General features: G+C 67.3%; 16 protein-coding genes. 9 read left to right on the top strand and 7 right to left on the bottom strand.

What is annotated here, in order from left to right; all coding sequences use genetic code 11:
* Nucleotides 1–39 precede the first annotated feature (39 nt).
* On the top strand, nt 40–648 hold the full coding sequence (locus ACNS88_RS11320; protein ID WP_435097412.1) for a DUF7504 family protein: 609 nt from the start codon (nt 40–42) through the stop codon (nt 646–648).
* A gap of 600 nt (nt 649–1,248) precedes the next feature.
* Here ACNS88_RS11320 and ACNS88_RS11315 read toward each other — a convergent pair.
* From ACNS88_RS11315 to ACNS88_RS11305, 3 genes are all read right to left on the bottom strand, one after another.
* Complete coding sequence (locus tag ACNS88_RS11315; RefSeq protein ID WP_435097409.1) at nt 1,249–1,719, bottom strand: hypothetical protein; 471 nt, start codon at nt 1,717–1,719, stop codon at nt 1,249–1,251.
* Between the two features lie 99 nt (nt 1,720–1,818).
* Entirely contained in the window at nt 1,819–2,793 is a 975-nt protein-coding gene (locus tag ACNS88_RS11310) for an aldo/keto reductase (RefSeq protein ID WP_435097406.1), read from the bottom strand.
* A 74-nt stretch (nt 2,794–2,867) separates the two neighbouring features.
* Nucleotides 2,868–3,065, bottom strand: a complete 198-nt coding sequence (locus ACNS88_RS11305) for a hypothetical protein (RefSeq protein ID WP_435097403.1) — start codon at nt 3,063–3,065, stop codon at nt 2,868–2,870.
* 104 nt (nt 3,066–3,169) lie between these two features.
* Here ACNS88_RS11305 and ACNS88_RS11300 point away from each other — a divergent pair, with 104 nt between their 5' ends.
* Nucleotides 3,170–4,870, top strand: coding sequence for a cryptochrome/photolyase family protein (locus tag ACNS88_RS11300; RefSeq protein ID WP_435097400.1), 1,701 nt, complete (start codon nt 3,170–3,172; stop codon nt 4,868–4,870).
* Between the two features lie 29 nt (nt 4,871–4,899).
* Here ACNS88_RS11300 and ACNS88_RS11295 read toward each other — a convergent pair whose 3' ends face one another.
* Complete coding sequence (locus ACNS88_RS11295) at nt 4,900–5,145, bottom strand: DUF8151 family protein (RefSeq protein WP_435097397.1); 246 nt, start codon at nt 5,143–5,145, stop codon at nt 4,900–4,902.
* Nucleotides 5,146–5,227: 82 nt separating this feature from the next.
* A complete protein-coding gene (locus tag ACNS88_RS11290; RefSeq protein ID WP_435097394.1) occupies nt 5,228–5,407 on the bottom strand; it encodes a DUF7470 family protein in 180 nt (59 codons plus the stop codon).
* 92 nt (nt 5,408–5,499) lie between these two features.
* Between ACNS88_RS11290 and eif1A the strand changes: the two genes are divergently transcribed.
* Both eif1A and ACNS88_RS11280 read left to right on the top strand, forming a co-directional pair.
* Nucleotides 5,500–5,790 (top strand): translation initiation factor eIF-1A, encoded by a 291-nt coding sequence (eif1A, locus tag ACNS88_RS11285; RefSeq protein WP_435097391.1) that lies wholly within the window; start codon nt 5,500–5,502, stop codon nt 5,788–5,790.
* Between the two features lie 56 nt (nt 5,791–5,846).
* Nucleotides 5,847–6,746, top strand: coding sequence for an ATP-grasp domain-containing protein (locus ACNS88_RS11280; protein ID WP_435097388.1), 900 nt, complete (start codon nt 5,847–5,849; stop codon nt 6,744–6,746).
* 15 nt (nt 6,747–6,761) lie between these two features.
* On the opposite strand, the gene ACNS88_RS11275 is transcribed toward ACNS88_RS11280, so the two are convergent.
* A complete protein-coding gene (locus ACNS88_RS11275; protein ID WP_435097385.1) occupies nt 6,762–7,139 on the bottom strand; it encodes an Hsp20/alpha crystallin family protein in 378 nt (125 codons plus the stop codon).
* A 303-nt stretch (nt 7,140–7,442) separates the two neighbouring features.
* On the opposite strand from ACNS88_RS11275, the gene gap reads away from it, so the two are divergent.
* Both gap and ACNS88_RS11265 read left to right on the top strand, forming a co-directional pair.
* Nucleotides 7,443–8,495: a type I glyceraldehyde-3-phosphate dehydrogenase gene (gap, locus tag ACNS88_RS11270; RefSeq protein WP_435097382.1), complete on the top strand. Its 1,053-nt coding sequence runs from the start codon at nt 7,443–7,445 to the stop codon at nt 8,493–8,495.
* A 90-nt stretch (nt 8,496–8,585) separates the two neighbouring features.
* Nucleotides 8,586–9,809 (top strand): phosphoglycerate kinase, encoded by a 1,224-nt coding sequence (locus ACNS88_RS11265; protein ID WP_435097379.1) that lies wholly within the window; start codon nt 8,586–8,588, stop codon nt 9,807–9,809.
* A gap of 37 nt (nt 9,810–9,846) precedes the next feature.
* Here ACNS88_RS11265 and lrp read toward each other — a convergent pair whose 3' ends face one another.
* Nucleotides 9,847–10,308, bottom strand: a complete 462-nt coding sequence (gene lrp / locus ACNS88_RS11260; protein WP_435097375.1) for an HTH-type transcriptional regulator Lrp — start codon at nt 10,306–10,308, stop codon at nt 9,847–9,849.
* Nucleotides 10,309–10,434: 126 nt separating this feature from the next.
* Here lrp and glnA point away from each other — a divergent pair, with 126 nt between their 5' ends.
* The 3 genes from glnA (at nt 10,435) to ACNS88_RS11245 (ending at nt 13,881) form a co-directional block, all read left to right on the top strand.
* Nucleotides 10,435–11,805 (top strand): type I glutamate--ammonia ligase, encoded by a 1,371-nt coding sequence (glnA, locus tag ACNS88_RS11255; protein ID WP_435097372.1) that lies wholly within the window; start codon nt 10,435–10,437, stop codon nt 11,803–11,805.
* A gap of 174 nt (nt 11,806–11,979) precedes the next feature.
* On the top strand, nt 11,980–12,978 hold the full coding sequence (locus tag ACNS88_RS11250; protein WP_435097369.1) for a beta-ribofuranosylaminobenzene 5'-phosphate synthase family protein: 999 nt from the start codon (nt 11,980–11,982) through the stop codon (nt 12,976–12,978).
* Between the two features lie 66 nt (nt 12,979–13,044).
* A complete protein-coding gene (locus ACNS88_RS11245) occupies nt 13,045–13,881 on the top strand; it encodes an RAD55 family ATPase (RefSeq protein WP_435097366.1) in 837 nt (278 codons plus the stop codon).
* Nucleotides 13,882–13,908: the final 27 nt, after the last annotated feature.

Here is a 13,908-nt window from a genome sequence, read left to right as displayed (position 1 = left end):
TCGGAAGGGTTTTACCCGATACCCCCTCAAAACAGACACATGAGCGTACTTCCCGACGCTGTCCGCGACGCCGACAGCGTGCTCGTCACCGGGCCGCCCATGAGCGGGAAGTACGACCTGTTCAACCGGCTGCTCGCCGAGTGGTCGACCGCCCCGATCGTTATCTCCACCGGCCGCACCGCGGAGAAGGTCCGCGGCGACTACGAGGCGATCACCGACCGCGACGGCGACGATGTGATCGTCATCGACTGCGTCACCCACGAGCAGGGCGACAAGCGCGACGATACGCCGACGACGAAGTACGTCGCCAGCGCCGGTAACCTCACCGACATCGGGATCAAGTTCACCGACGTCGTCGAGTCCTCGGCCGGCCGCGACCGCGCCGTCGGCGTCTACTCGCTGTCCCAGCTGTTGATGTACTGGGACTCGGATCGGATCTACCGGTTCACCCGTGTGATGACCTCCCAGACCTCCGGGGAGGGGTGGCCGTTCGTCGGTGTGGTCAACTCGACCGCCCACGACGAACAGGTAGTTCACACCCTCCACGAGCCGTTCGACGTGATCGTCGAGACCCGCGTCGAGGGCGACGACCGGGAGTTCCGCGTCCGCGGTCGGGTCGGGAAGCCGTCCGAGTGGACCGCGTTTTGATCGTTGACGCGTGCTTCTTGATCGATTACGGGAGTGGGTGTCTCGGATTGCGTGAGTAGGCGTTTATAAGCGATCGAGTGGTGTTGCTGTCGGCTATTTATAACCGATCGACGACTCTGTGGTAAACACTTCCAAATCCCTAGGTGCTCGCTTATAATCCGTTGACCGTGGATCGACGACAGACACCTCCAAAGCCCCAGCCGCGAGGACTCGATGGGCTCGCTGCGGTCCTCGGTCAGTCGCTTTGCTCCTTCCCTGTGGTCCTTGCGTCGCCCGTCTTCGCCCTCGACGGCTGCCCCTTTGAGTCCCGCCCCGACCGCAACCGCACCTCACGCCTCCCCAGCCTCGCGGTTCGCGCTCTCCGAGCGCTCGCCGCATCCCTCGCGCGTGCTGACTCGCGGCCCGATGGCCCGCTCGCAGGCACGCGCCACCGCACTGCAATATATAAGCGATCGTCGCAGCCACTCACAGTTATTTAACTGCTGCATCGACGCCACCGATCTGCAACACTCACTCCCGCCATCGATCAGCTACTGAGTACAACGCTTGCACACGTCGGAAAACGGTGCAGAACCGCAACTGCAGAAAACTGCCGGTAACTCAGTCGTCTTCGAGCGCCTGCGCGATGCGCTGGAGCTGCCGGGTGGCGTCGCGGACCTCGTCGCGGAGCTGTCGGACCTCACGGACGAGCTCCTCGTTGCCGGCCTGGTCGCCGCGCTCCTCGCCGCGACCGCCCGGGCCGCCGGGACCGCCGCCCATCCCCGGCGGGCCGCCCGCGCCGCCGGGACCGCCGCCGCCGCCCATCATCCCGGACATCATCTGCGCGAAGGGGTTGCCGCCGCCACCGCCGCCCATCCCCGGCGGGCCGCCGCCGCCGCCCATCATCTCCTCCGGATCGGGTCGGTCGCCTTCCTCACGCTCTTCCTCGCGTCGCTCGCGGATCTCCTCGACGCGCTCGCGGAAGGACTTCTCCTCGCCGTCGTCGCCTTCGGCGTCGCCGCCCTCGGCCCCGGGGGCGTTCTCGGCCTGTTCCTCGCCGGCATCGGCGTCTGTGGGATCGTCGTCTGCCATGCACCTCGGTTCGGCGTCCCGGCCGAAAAGGGTTGTCGTGCCGCCCGTGACGGTGCGTTTATAAGCGGTCGACGAAGCGCCGACCTCGGTCGCGACGCCTCACTCGTGGCCTGAGACGCGGACCGGCTCGTACGGCGCTTCGAGCCACTCCATATCGGACGCGGACAGATCGATGTCGAGCGCCTCGACGGCGTCTTCGAGGTGTTCGACGCTAGTCGTCCCGACGATCGGGGTGTCGACCGGCTCTTTGTGGAACAGCCACGCCAACGCGATCTGCGCCATCTTCACGCCCTTCTCGTCGGCCAGTTCGGCGATGCGCTCGTTGACCGCCGGCCCGCCGCCCTCGCGGTAGGGGTGCTCGTAGAGATGTTCTTCGGTCTCTCCGCGGAGCGTGGCGTCCACGTCCTCGTCCGGGCGCGTGAGGTACCCGCGCGCAAGGGGACTCCACGGCATCACGCCGATCCCCTCCTCCTCACAGAGGGGGAGCATCTCGCGTTCCTCCTCGCGGTACGCGAGGTTGTAGTGGTTCTGCATGGTGGCGAACCGCTCGTACCCCTCCCGGTCGCTCGTGTGCAACGCCTCGGCGAACTGGTGGGCCCACATCGACGAGGCGCCGATGTGACGCACCTTCCCGCGCCGGACCGCGTCGTCGAGCGCGGCGAGCGTCTCTCCGATCGGTGTGTCGTCGTCCCACCGGTGGATCTGGTAGAGATCGATCGTCTCCATGCCGAGCCGATCGAGGCTGTTCTCCAGTTCCTGTTCGATCGCCTTCCGCGAGAGTCCGCCCGAGTGCGGGTTCGACTCGTCCATCTGGAAGTAGGCCTTCGTGGCGACGACGCTCTCCTCGCGGTGGCCTTCCAGCGCCTCGCCGAGGATCCGCTCCGACTCGCCGGTCGAGTACATGTTGGCGGTATCGAAGAAGTTCACGCCGAGTTCCAGCGCGCGCTCGACGATTTTCTTCCCCTCTTCCTCGTCGAGGACCCACTCGCGCCAGTCCGAGTCGCCGAAGCTCATGCAGCCGAGACAGATCTTCGAGACCGTCGTCCCGGTGCTCCCGAGCGTTGTATACTCCATACGACGAGCAGACGGACCGGAACTAAAAAGCTACCCGCGCCGGAGCGGGTTCGGGCGGGACCGTCGTGAGAGCCCTAGCTGTTCCGGAACGACGCCGTGTACACGAGGAACGCGCCCGTCAGGAGCACGAACGCGAGGAACGTCACGAGCGCGAGCACGTTCGCGACGGGGGCGAGCGGTTCGAGGAACGACTGCCCGGTCGAGTCGAGCACGAGCACGGCGAGGAGGGCGGCGATCAGACCGAGAAGCCAGTTCGTAAGGATCTCGTCCATACCCAAACTCTCGCCGAGGCCGAGTAAAAAGGGCGGGTGTTGAAAGCGGCGACCGTCCCGCCCGTTCCCGTAGACCTACGTCGACCGAGCGCGTGTCGTGTTACATGAGCGAAGATGCCGTCCTCTGGCTGCTGGGAGACCAGCTCAACCCCGACCTCGACGCGCTCGCCGATGCCGACGAGGTGCTGCTGATCGAGGCGCACGGCTTCGCCGACCGGAAGCCGTACCACGCCCACAAGCTGACGCTCGTGTTCTCGGCGATGCGCCACGCCCGCGACGACCTCCGCGAGCGCGGTCACGACGTGACGTACCTGCAGGCCGAGTCGTTCGGCGAGGGGCTCGACGCGTTCTTCGACGAGGAGGTCGCCGGCGAGCCGGGAGACGCCGACCTCCGGCTCATGCGTCCCGCGAGCCACGGCGCGGGCGACCGGCTGCGGGAGCTCGTCGCCGAGCGGGGCGGTTCGCTGGAGCTGTTGGACAACGAGCTGTTCTGGACGACGCCCGCAGACTGGCGCGAGTGGGCGGGCGAGCGGACGGGCCAGTCGGACGAAGAGGAGGCGGAACCGATCGTCGGCGACGACGGGAGCGCCGACAGGCGTTACCGACAGGAGAACTGGTACCGTCACGTTCGCCGCGAGACGGGCGTGCTGATGGACGGCGACGAGCCGGTCGGCGGCGAGTGGAACTACGACGACCTGAACCAGGAGACGCCGCCCGACGGCTGGGAGCCGCCCGAGGGGCCGCGGTTCGAACCGGACGAGCTCACCCGCGAGACCCACGCGTGGGTCCGCGAGCGGTTCGACACGTGGGGGGCCGACTCGCTCGACGGCTTCGCGTGGCCGGTCACCCGCGAGGAGGCGCAGAGGGCGCTCGACGCGTTCGTCCGCGATCGGCTCCCCTCGTTCGGACGGTACGAGGACGCGATGGTGACCGGGGAGCCGTTCCTCTCGCACTCGCTGCTCTCGCCCGCGATCAACCTCGGGCTGCTCGACCCGCACGAGCCAGTCCGGGCGGTCGAGGCGGCGTACGCCGAACGCGGCGTCGAACCGGGCGCGTACGATCCCGACGAACACGGAACCCCGGACGCGGGCGCAACGTCGCTCGACGAGTTCGGCGACGGTGGCGGTTCGACAGACGACCGTGGGCTCGCTCCCGTCCCGCTCAACGCGGTCGAGGGATTCGTCCGCCAGGTGATCGGCTGGCGGGAGTTCATGCGACACGTCTACCGCGAGACGATGCCGGAGCTGGCGACGGCCAACCAGCTGGCGCAGTCGCGGGATCTCCCGCCGGCCTACTGGGACGGCGACACGGACATGCAGTGTCTCTCCGAGGCGGTCGGCCACGTGCGAGAGTACGGCTACGCCCACCACATCGAGCGGCTGATGGTGCTCTCGAACGTCGCGCTGATCTACGGGGTCGATCCGGCTGAGCTGAACGAGTGGTTTCACCTCGGCTTCGTCGACGCCTACCACTGGGTGACGACGCCGAACGTCGTCGCGATGGGGTCGTTCGGGACCGACGTGCTCTCCTCGAAGCCGTACGCCTCCTCGGGGAACTACGTGAACCGGATGAGCGACCACTGTGCCTCCTGCCCGTACACCGTCTCGCGGACCACGGGCGAGGGCGCGTGCCCGCTCAACGCCCTCTACTGGGATTTCCTGAAGGAGAATGAGGAGACCCTCCGCGGCACCGGCCGGATGGGACTGATGTACTCGCACGTCGACAACAAAGACGAAGACGAGTGGACCGAGATCCGCGAGCGGGCGGCTGTGGTGAGAGAGATGGCGGCGGACGGAGAGTTATAAGCGTTCGACCGCGGTTCGGCGTCGCAGCCCTACTCGCCGGCGGTGAGCCGCTGCAGGCGGGGAAGCGCCTGTTCGTAGCCGAGCGCGACGACGCCGACGTACAGCGCCAGCAGACCCATCACGACCGCCCACGCGCCGAGCATGAGGTCGCCGCCGGTGACCGCGTCGAGTCCGACGCGTTCGAGTACGACCCCGATCGTCGAGGCGGCGCCGGCGCCGACGACGACGGCGAGGAGTTCGATCAGTTCAGCAGCGACCGCGGGTGCGTCGACCATACCGAGCCGCATCGGTGATAGAACATTACTCTTTCGGGTGCGCGGCGCCGCTCCGCGTTCACTGAGAACTCCCGTCTACGCGCTACTTAAGCCCGAACGCCCGCATCGTCGAGTCGGCGATGCCCTTCGCGATCAGCGCGAGGCCGGCCAACAGGATCATCACGCCCGCGCCGACGATCGGGTCGTGGACTGTCAGAATCCCGACCGCGACGAGGACGACCGCGACGCCGGCGATGCCTTCGGACCCGAGTGTGTCGCGCATGGCACTCGATCGACGCCGTCGCGGTTTAAAAGGGGGGTTTCCGCGCGGAGAGCGGCCCTTTTATTTTCGGGAGCGCGTATCACCGCGTACGCATGACCAACGGAGACGGCGGCGGTCGAAACGACCTCCGAATGCCCGACGACGACGAGGTGTTCGCGGAGGTCGTCGAGATGCTCGGTGCGAACCGAGTCAGAGTGCGCTGTGCGGACGGGAAAGAGCGGACCGCGCGCATCCCCGGCCGGATGCAGAAGCGCGTCTGGATCCGCGAGGACGACATCGTCCTCGTCGAGCCGTGGGACTGGCAAGACGAGAAGGGCGATATCGCGTGGCGCTACGAGAAGAGCGAGGCCGAACAGCTCCGCGAGGAAGGTCACCTCCAGTGAGCGGGACGCGACGCGCCCCTCGCGATTTTTAAGTCCGAACGGCCCCGATCGAACGTATGCTTCGGCTCGCGATGACGACGGACGCCGAGACGTTCGAACGCGTGCGCGGGCCGCTCGCCGACCGCGGAATCGCGGTCGACCACATGCGGGCGAAAGAGCGGGCGCTTCGCGTCTCTGGCGGCGGAGGCGGGAAGGGTGCGGCCGGGACTACCGACGAGTTCGACGGTTTCGACGCCGGCTTCGTCTACCCCTCGCGGCTCATGGAGGGTGCCGTGGTCGACGCGCGGCTGTCGGTCCCGTGGGTGAACGACCGCGAGGCCGTGCTCACTTCCCGGAACAAGGCGGGCGTGCTCGCCGCGCTCGACGACGCCGGACTCTCGACGCCGCGGACGACCCTGATATCGAACCCCGTCAACGAGGCGGTCGTCACCGAGGCCGTCGAGCCGTTCTCCTACCCGGTCGTCGTCAAGCCGAACTCCGCGACCCGGGGGGTCGGCGTCGCGACCGCGACCGACCTCGACTCCCTTTTAGGCGTCGTCGACTACCTGAACCTCGTCCACGACTACCGCGCGACCGGCGACAAGTCGTATCTGATACAAGAGTTCCTCCCGAACGCGCGCGACTACCGGGCGATGGTCGTCGACGGCGTGTACGTCGGCGCGGTCGAACGAAAGCTTTCCCCGGATGCGGTCGAGGAGGGGCGATGGAAGCACAACGTCCACCGCGGCGCCGAGGCGACAGGCATCGACCTGCCGGACCGCGCCCGCGAGCTCGCCGAGCAGACGGCCGAGAGGCTCGGAATCGAATACCTCGGCGTCGACCTGCTCCAAGCGGACGAGCGGCTGGTCGTCAACGAGACGAACGCGCGGCCGACGGTCGATGCGGCCACGAAATACGAGCCCGACTTCTACGACCGGCTCGCGGGGCTGATCGAGCGGACCGCCGCGGAGAAATAAAAAACGAGTCAGCGACTATTCGAGATCGATCGAGGCGGAGTCGTCGTCGCGGTCGAACGTGACCTCGAGGATGCCGTTGTTGAACGTCGCGTCCGCCGAGTGCTCGTCGACCGGGACGGGGAGCTCGACGGTCTCGTCGTACTCCCGCCGATCGGACGCCGCGGAGATGGTGAGCGCTTCTCCGTCGCACTGCAGGGAGAGCTCCTCTTTCGAGACGGCCGGGAGGTCGGCGACGAGCCGCACGCCGTCGTTGGTCGTGTACGCGTCCACGTGCGTCGCCGATCCGAAGCCGGCGTCCTCGCTTCCGGGGTCCCCGTTGGCCATCTCGTTCATCATCCGTTCGATCTCCTCGAAGAAGTCCCCGAACGGATCGTCACGGTCGTCTCTATCCATACCTCACGTGAGGGTGGTGACCCCGATAAGCCTTCTGTCCACGATCGTCTTTTGCCACTGTACAGGCCCCTCGCGGCCGGTACGCGGCGTCTTTGTGAGTCGACCGTTCGCTGCCTCCCCGCCGTCCGTTCGCTGTTCTCCCTCTGCCGATCGGTCGCCGCTCTCGACACCGAGAACTGCGGGGGAGTTCAAACCGCGAAACCGGCCAACCGAGCGCAGACCGGACGTAACGAATACGAACGATAGTGACCGTCTCGCGGCGACTCGGTCGGATTTAAGTATCTGGGCTCACCTTTTTCGGATATGAGTAAATCATATCTTGGCGCGGGCGACGACGTGAGCGACGACGAGGTCGTCCGGGTGGGCCTCAACGGGTTCGGACGGATCGGACGCAACGTCTTCCGCGCAGTGCTGGAGTCGCCGCGGATCGAACTCGTCGGCATCAACGACGTGATGGACTTCGACGACATGGCGTACCTCGCGAAGTACGACACCGTCATGGGGCGGCTCGAGGGCGTCGAACGCGACGGCGACGCGCTGACGATCGGCGGCACCTCGGTCCCGCTGTACAACGTGCAGGACCCCGCCGACCTCCCGTGGGACGACCTCGACGTGGACGTGGCCCTGGAGTGTACGGGCGTCTTCCGCACCCGCGACGACGCGAGCGCGCACCTCGACGGCGGCGCGGACACCGTGATCATCTCGGCGCCCCCGAAGGGCGAGAAGCCGGTCAAACAGCTCGTCTACGGCGTCAACCACGACGAGTACGACGGCGACGACGTGATCTCGAACGCCTCCTGTACGACCAACTCCATCACGCCGGTCGCGAAGGTGCTCGACGCGGAGTTCGGCATCGACGCCGGCACCCTCACCACCGTCCACGCGTACACCGGCTCGCAGGCGCTTATCGACGGGCCGAAGGCGAAGACCCGTCGCGGGCGCGCGGCCGCCGAGAACATCGTGCCGACCTCGACGGGCGCCGCGGGCGCCGCACAGAAGGTCCTCCCGGAGCTCGACGGCAAGATCGACGGGATGGCGATCCGCGTTCCGGTCCCGACCGGCTCGATCACCGAGTTCGTCGTCAGCCTCGACGAAACCGTCACCGAGGAGGAGGTCAACGCCGCCTTCCGCGACGCCGCCGACTCCGGCCCGCTTGCGGGCGTGCTCGGCTACACCGACGACGAGGTCGTCTCCAGCGACATCGCCGGGCTCCCCTTCTCCAGCTACGTCGACCTGCAGTCGACGAACGTCATCGCCGGCGGAAAGCTCCTGAAGATCCTCACCTGGTACGACAACGAGTACGGCTTCTCGAACCGGATGCTCGACATGGCCGCCTACGTCCAGGACGAAGCCTAAGCGGCTGACGCGTTCCGCGACCTCGCCTCCCGGCGGCAACGTTCCCCCGGAGAACCACCGCTTAAATATCTCATCGACGACCAACGACCCATGGCAGCTTTCCACACCATCGACGACATCCCGGCAGACTCGCGCGTCCTCGTTCGGCTCGACCTCAACTCCCCGATCGAGGACGGAGAACCGCAGGACAACCGCCGCTTCGAGCGCCACGCGGAGACGGTCCGCGAACTCGCCGACGCGGGCCACCGCGTCGTACTCATGGCCCACCAAGGCCGCCCCGGCCGCGACGACTTCACGTCGCTTTCGGGCCACGCGGCGATCCTCGCCGACCACATCGATCACGACGTGGCGTTCGTTGCAGACACCTACGGCGACGAGGCGGTGGAGTCCATCGACGCGCTCGGCGCGGGCGAGGTGCTCCTCCTCGAGAACACCCGAATGTGCGACGACGAGCTCCCCGAGGCGTCGCCCGAGGAGAAGGCCGAGACGGAGTTCGTGCAGACGCTGGCGCCGCGCTTCGACGCGTACGTCAACGACGCCTACTCGGCGGCTCACCGGAAGCACGCGTCGCTCGTCGGGTTCCCGCTCGCGCTTCCCGCGTACGCGGGTCGCGTGATGGAGACGGAGTACGAGGCCAACACCGCCATCGCGACCCGCGAGTTCGACGGGCCGGTGACGATGGTCGTCGGCGGGACCAAAGCGACCGACGTGATCGGCGTGATGGACGCCCTGGACGACCGGGTCGACCGCTTCCTCCTCGGCGGCGTCGCCGGCGAGCTCTTCTTGCGCGCGGCGGGTCACCCGGTCGGTCACGACGTGGGAGAGATGGACCTGTTCGACGAGCAGTGGGAGGCGAACCGCGAGCTGATCGAGTCGGTGCTCGACGAGCGCGGCGACGCGATCCACCTCGCGACCGACCTCGCGTACGAGGGCTCCGACGGCGACCGCGCGGAGGTCGCCGTCGACGACATCGACGAGAAGACGGAGGGGTACCTCGACGTGGGCTCGGAGACGGTAACGGCTTACGAGCCGCCGATCCACGAGTCCGACGCGGTGTTCGTGAAGGGCGCGCTCGGCGTCTTCGAGGACGAGCGATTCGCGGACGGCACGGTAGGCGTGCTTGAGGCGATCGCCGAGACCGACTGCTTCTCGGTGGTCGGCGGCGGCGACACCTCGCGGGCAATCGAGATGTACGGGCTCGACGAGGACGACTTCTCGCACGTCTCCATCGCGGGCGGGGCGTACATCCGGGCGCTGACGGGCGAGCCGCTGCCGGCGGTCGAAACGCTGGAAGCGGCGGCCGCAGAACAGTAGGTCGCGAACCAGTCGGCCGCGAATCAGTTGGCCGCGACTACTCCACGTTGAGGTCGAGGTCGAACTGCTCGTTTTCGGTGACCGCGTTGAGGACGACGCTGGTGTTCGACTCGCGGATGTCGGCGTCCGTGAGGATCGACTTGATCTGGTCGTTCATGCCGTCCGTGTCCGTGAACTTCCCGATGGCGATCACGTCGTAATCGCCCGTGACCTCGTAGACGCTCACCATCTGCTTCTCCTGTTTGAGCTTCTTGGTCACCTCGGGGAGCGCGCTCCCCTCGACCTTGAGTTGGAGTACCGCAGTCACGTCGTAGCCGAGCTTGCCGTAGTCGACGATGGGTGTGTACCCTCGGATCACGCCCTCGTCTTCGAGGTCGCGGAGGTGGTTCGACACCGTCGTCACCGATACGTCGAGGTCGTCGCCGAGGCTTCTGAGGCTCGCCCGCCCGTTGCTGAGAAGGGAGTTGACGAGTTTCGCATCGAGGTTTTCGTACGTCATCAAACCTATCCACGTTCTCGGGGGTTTATAATTTTACGAACGTCCAGCATTCTTGCGCGACTGGCGGTTCATGCACCAAGCGATAAGGCCTTTATACTGGCAGACGAGGAATGAACCGTCCAGAACATGACGGACGAACACGCAAAACCGGACGGCGGCCTCACGGCCGAAGAACAGGCGGTACTCGACGAGATCGAAGAGAAAAACGTCGATTTCCTGCGGCTCCAGTTTACCGACATCCTCGGCGTCGTAAAGAACGTCTCCGTGCCTGCCCATCAGGCGGAGAAGGCGTTCACCGAGGGAATTTACTTCGACGGCTCTTCCATCGAGGGATTCGTGCGCATTCAGGAGTCGGACATGCGGCTCGTTCCCGACCCCGACACGTTCTCGCTGCTCCCGTGGCGCAGCAACGGTGACGACGACAGCGGGGCCGCGCGGCTCATCTGTGACATCGTGACCACGGAAGGCGAACCGTTCGTCGGCGGCCCGCGCCAGGTGCTGAAAAGCGTCCTCGAAGAGGCCGAAGAGATGGGCTACTCCGTCTCCATCGGTCCGGAGCCCGAGTTCTTCCTGTTCAAGACCGACGACGAGGGGAACGCGACGACGATCCCCCACGACAACGGCGGCTACTTCGATCTGGCGCCCAAGGACCTCGCGAGCGACGTCCGCAAGGAGATCATCTTCACCTTAGAGGAGATGGGCTTCGAGATCGAGGCGTCCCACCACGAGGTCGCCGAGGGCCAACACGAGATCAACTTCAAGTACGACGACGCGCTCACGACCGCGGACAACATCGCGACGTTCCGCGCCGTCGTCCGCGCGGTCGCGAGTCAGCACGACCTCCACGCGACGTTCATGCCCAAGCCGATTGCCAACATCAACGGCTCGGGGATGCACAGCCATATCTCGCTGTTCGACGAGGACGGCAACGCCTTCGCCGACGACGAGGACGAGTTCAACCTGAGCGAGGCGGCCTACCAGTTCATGGGCGGCATCCTGAACCACGCCAAGGCGTTCACGGCCGTCACCAACCCGACCGTGAACTCCTACAAGCGCCTGGTGCCCGGCTACGAGGCGCCCATCTACGTCGCGTGGTCCGACACGAACCGCTCGGCGCTCGTCCGCGTCCCGGACGCTGCGGGCGTCTCAGCACGCTTCGAGGTCCGCAGCCCCGACCCGTCCTGTAACCCCTACCTCGGCATGGCGTCGCTCATCGCCGCCGGCCTCGACGGGATCAAGACCGAGGCCGACCCGGGCGACCCGGTCCGCGAGGACATCTACGAGTTCGACGACGCGAAGCGCCAGGAGTACGGCATCGAGACGCTCCCGCCGAACCTCGGCGCCGCCGTTGAGGAGCTCGAAGAAGACGAAGTGCTCCAGGAGGCGCTCGGTCCGCACACCTCCGAGAAGTTCGCCGAGGCGAAGTCCCAGGAGTTCAGCGAATACCTCACCCAGGTCTCCGAGTGGGAGGAGGACCGCTACCTCGAGACGTTCTGAGGCGACGGCGCGATCGCGGTTCTCTCGGTTCTCTCAGTCCCGTTACAACCCGTGAGCGACGGTGACTCGTTTATAAACTACCACCTCGATCGAAGCGTCGCGCTCCGCGTTCCGGGGCAACTCCCGCCACTGTCACGCACCCTTTATCAATCGCTCCCGAATCACGGAGCAACCATGGCACGCGTGAGCGCCGGGGCGCGGCTCCACTTCGGCTTCTGTAACCTCAGCCTCTCACACGAGCGGCTGTACGGCGCTCTCGGGCTCGGGCTCGCGGAGCCGCGGGTGGTCGTCGACGCGGAGCCGGCCGACCACGTGACCGTCGAAGCCGAGACGCCCGCCGGCGATGCACCCGTCGACGACGCCCGCGAGTACGCCCGCACCGCCGCCGAGCTCCTCGGCGTCGACGGCGCCCGAATCGCGGTCCACGAGACCCTCCCGCGCCACGCCGGGCTCGGGAGCGGCACCCAACTGGCCGCGGCGACGCTCGCGGCGGTCGCGGCCGCCCACCGGAAGGAGCCCCGCGTCCGCGAGCGCGCCCCGGCGCTCGGCCGCGGCGGGCGCTCAGGTATCGGCGTCGCGACGTTCGAGGCGGGCGGGTTCGTGCTCGACGCCGGCCACCCGACCGCGCGGTTCACGACCGACCGCCCCGCCGACGGCGAGTGGACCGTGCCGCCGGTGGCCGCCCAACACGACGTGCCCGACGACTGGCGGTTCCTGCTCGTCCGCCCCGACGCCGACCCAGGGAAGAACGGCGAGGCCGAGGACGACGCGATGCGGACCGCGGTCGAGCGCGCGGAGCCGGGCCTCGCCGACCGGATCGGCGGGATCGTCACCCGGCGCGTGCTCCCCGCGATCGCGACGGGGAACGCCGAGCGCTTCGGTGCCGCAGTCGCAGAGATCGGCCGGCTTAACGGCGCGTGGTACGCCGACGAGCAGGGCGGCGTCTACCGCCCGCCGGTCGGGGACGTGGTGGCGTCGCTGTCGGAGTCCGCGGCCGTGTTCGGCGCCGGCCAGTCGTCGTGGGGGCCGACCGTATACGGGGTCACCGACGCCGCGAACGCGAGCGCGGCCGCGACCGCGGGCGAGCGTGCGCTCGACGAGGCGGGCGTCGACGGGTCGGTCTCGATCGTTCCGGCGACCGACGGCGGGGCGCGAGTGACGGGACCGAAGTGAGGACCGGCGGGGGGAAGGTCGCGAACGAGCAACAACACTAAGCGGAACGGCCTCCCCATACGGAGTATGCCGAGTCTCCCGTTCGGCGTCGCCCGGCTCGACTCGATCCTCGGGGGCGGGGCGCCGCCGGGGAACGTCGTGTTGCTCGCGGGCGAGTCCGGCGCCGGCGCGCGCGAATTCCTGTACACCAGCGCGGCGATGAACGCCCTCGGGCACGCCGACGCGGAACTGTTCGACCTCTACTACGGCGACCTTCACAACGATGCGGCGCTTCCAGACGAAGTCCACTACCTATCCTTTACCGCCGACACGGACGCGCTCACGCGAGAGATGGGGTACACGATGGCCGACGAGATCGTCGACGCCGCGATCGGCGGGATCGAGTTCCGAGACCTCTCGCCGGAGTACTTCCAACTCAGCCCGATCCCCCGCGACTGGTACGAAGACGAGACGGCGTCGATCACGGAGCTCGGCGACCGCGGCGAGTACGAGGACGTGCTCACCGCGTTCGGCGACTATCTGTCGGCGCACGCCGACGACAGCTTAGTCTGTATCGACTCCGTGACCGATCTCGTCTCGATGGTCGACGAGGACACCCAGTGGAGCGACGTGGCGATGGTGATGAAGGGGCTCAAGAAGGCGGCCTACGAGTGGGGCGGGCTCATCCTCGTGTTGGTCAACACCGACTCGCTCACCGACCGCGAGTTCGGCGCGCTGATGGACGCCGCGGGCGGAACCCTCCAGTTTTCCTGGGAGAGCGGGGGGTCCCAGCGGGCCAGAACAATGTTCGTCCGCGAGTTCCGCGGCGTGCTCTCGCGGCTGGAGTCGGAGAACATCGTCCGGTTCGAGACTGAGATCCACGACGGCGGCTTCGACATCAGCGACGTGCGCAAGATCCGGTGAGGACGGTCCCCGAGACGGACACCGGTG

Origin of the sequence: Halorubrum shenae (genome assembly GCF_051194165.1) — an archaeon.
Taxonomy (GTDB): Archaea; Halobacteriota; Halobacteria; order Halobacteriales; family Haloferacaceae; genus Halorubrum.
This window is presented reverse-complemented; position numbering and strand designations above follow the sequence as displayed.

Coding starts and splice junctions, on each gene's coding strand:
- ACNS88_RS11275 (WP_435097385.1), bottom strand. CDS start 7,139: ATGGATAGAGACGACCGTGACGATCCGTTCGGGGACTTCTTCGAGGAG.
- gap (WP_435097382.1), top strand. CDS start 7,443: ATGAGTAAATCATATCTTGGCGCGGGCGACGACGTGAGCGACGACGAG.
- ACNS88_RS11295 (WP_435097397.1), bottom strand. CDS start 5,145: ATGGTCGACGCACCCGCGGTCGCTGCTGAACTGATCGAACTCCTCGCC.
- ACNS88_RS11280 (WP_435097388.1), top strand. CDS start 5,847: ATGCTTCGGCTCGCGATGACGACGGACGCCGAGACGTTCGAACGCGTG.
- glnA (WP_435097372.1), top strand. CDS start 10,435: ATGACGGACGAACACGCAAAACCGGACGGCGGCCTCACGGCCGAAGAA.
- lrp (WP_435097375.1), bottom strand. CDS start 10,308: ATGACGTACGAAAACCTCGATGCGAAACTCGTCAACTCCCTTCTCAGC.
- ACNS88_RS11265 (WP_435097379.1), top strand. CDS start 8,586: ATGGCAGCTTTCCACACCATCGACGACATCCCGGCAGACTCGCGCGTC.
- ACNS88_RS11300 (WP_435097400.1), top strand. CDS start 3,170: ATGAGCGAAGATGCCGTCCTCTGGCTGCTGGGAGACCAGCTCAACCCC.
- ACNS88_RS11310 (WP_435097406.1), bottom strand. CDS start 2,793: ATGGAGTATACAACGCTCGGGAGCACCGGGACGACGGTCTCGAAGATC.
- ACNS88_RS11315 (WP_435097409.1), bottom strand. CDS start 1,719: ATGGCAGACGACGATCCCACAGACGCCGATGCCGGCGAGGAACAGGCC.
- ACNS88_RS11290 (WP_435097394.1), bottom strand. CDS start 5,407: ATGCGCGACACACTCGGGTCCGAAGGCATCGCCGGCGTCGCGGTCGTC.
- eif1A (WP_435097391.1), top strand. CDS start 5,500: ATGACCAACGGAGACGGCGGCGGTCGAAACGACCTCCGAATGCCCGAC.
- ACNS88_RS11305 (WP_435097403.1), bottom strand. CDS start 3,065: ATGGACGAGATCCTTACGAACTGGCTTCTCGGTCTGATCGCCGCCCTC.
- ACNS88_RS11320 (WP_435097412.1), top strand. CDS start 40: ATGAGCGTACTTCCCGACGCTGTCCGCGACGCCGACAGCGTGCTCGTC.
- ACNS88_RS11250 (WP_435097369.1), top strand. CDS start 11,980: ATGGCACGCGTGAGCGCCGGGGCGCGGCTCCACTTCGGCTTCTGTAAC.
- ACNS88_RS11245 (WP_435097366.1), top strand. CDS start 13,045: ATGCCGAGTCTCCCGTTCGGCGTCGCCCGGCTCGACTCGATCCTCGGG.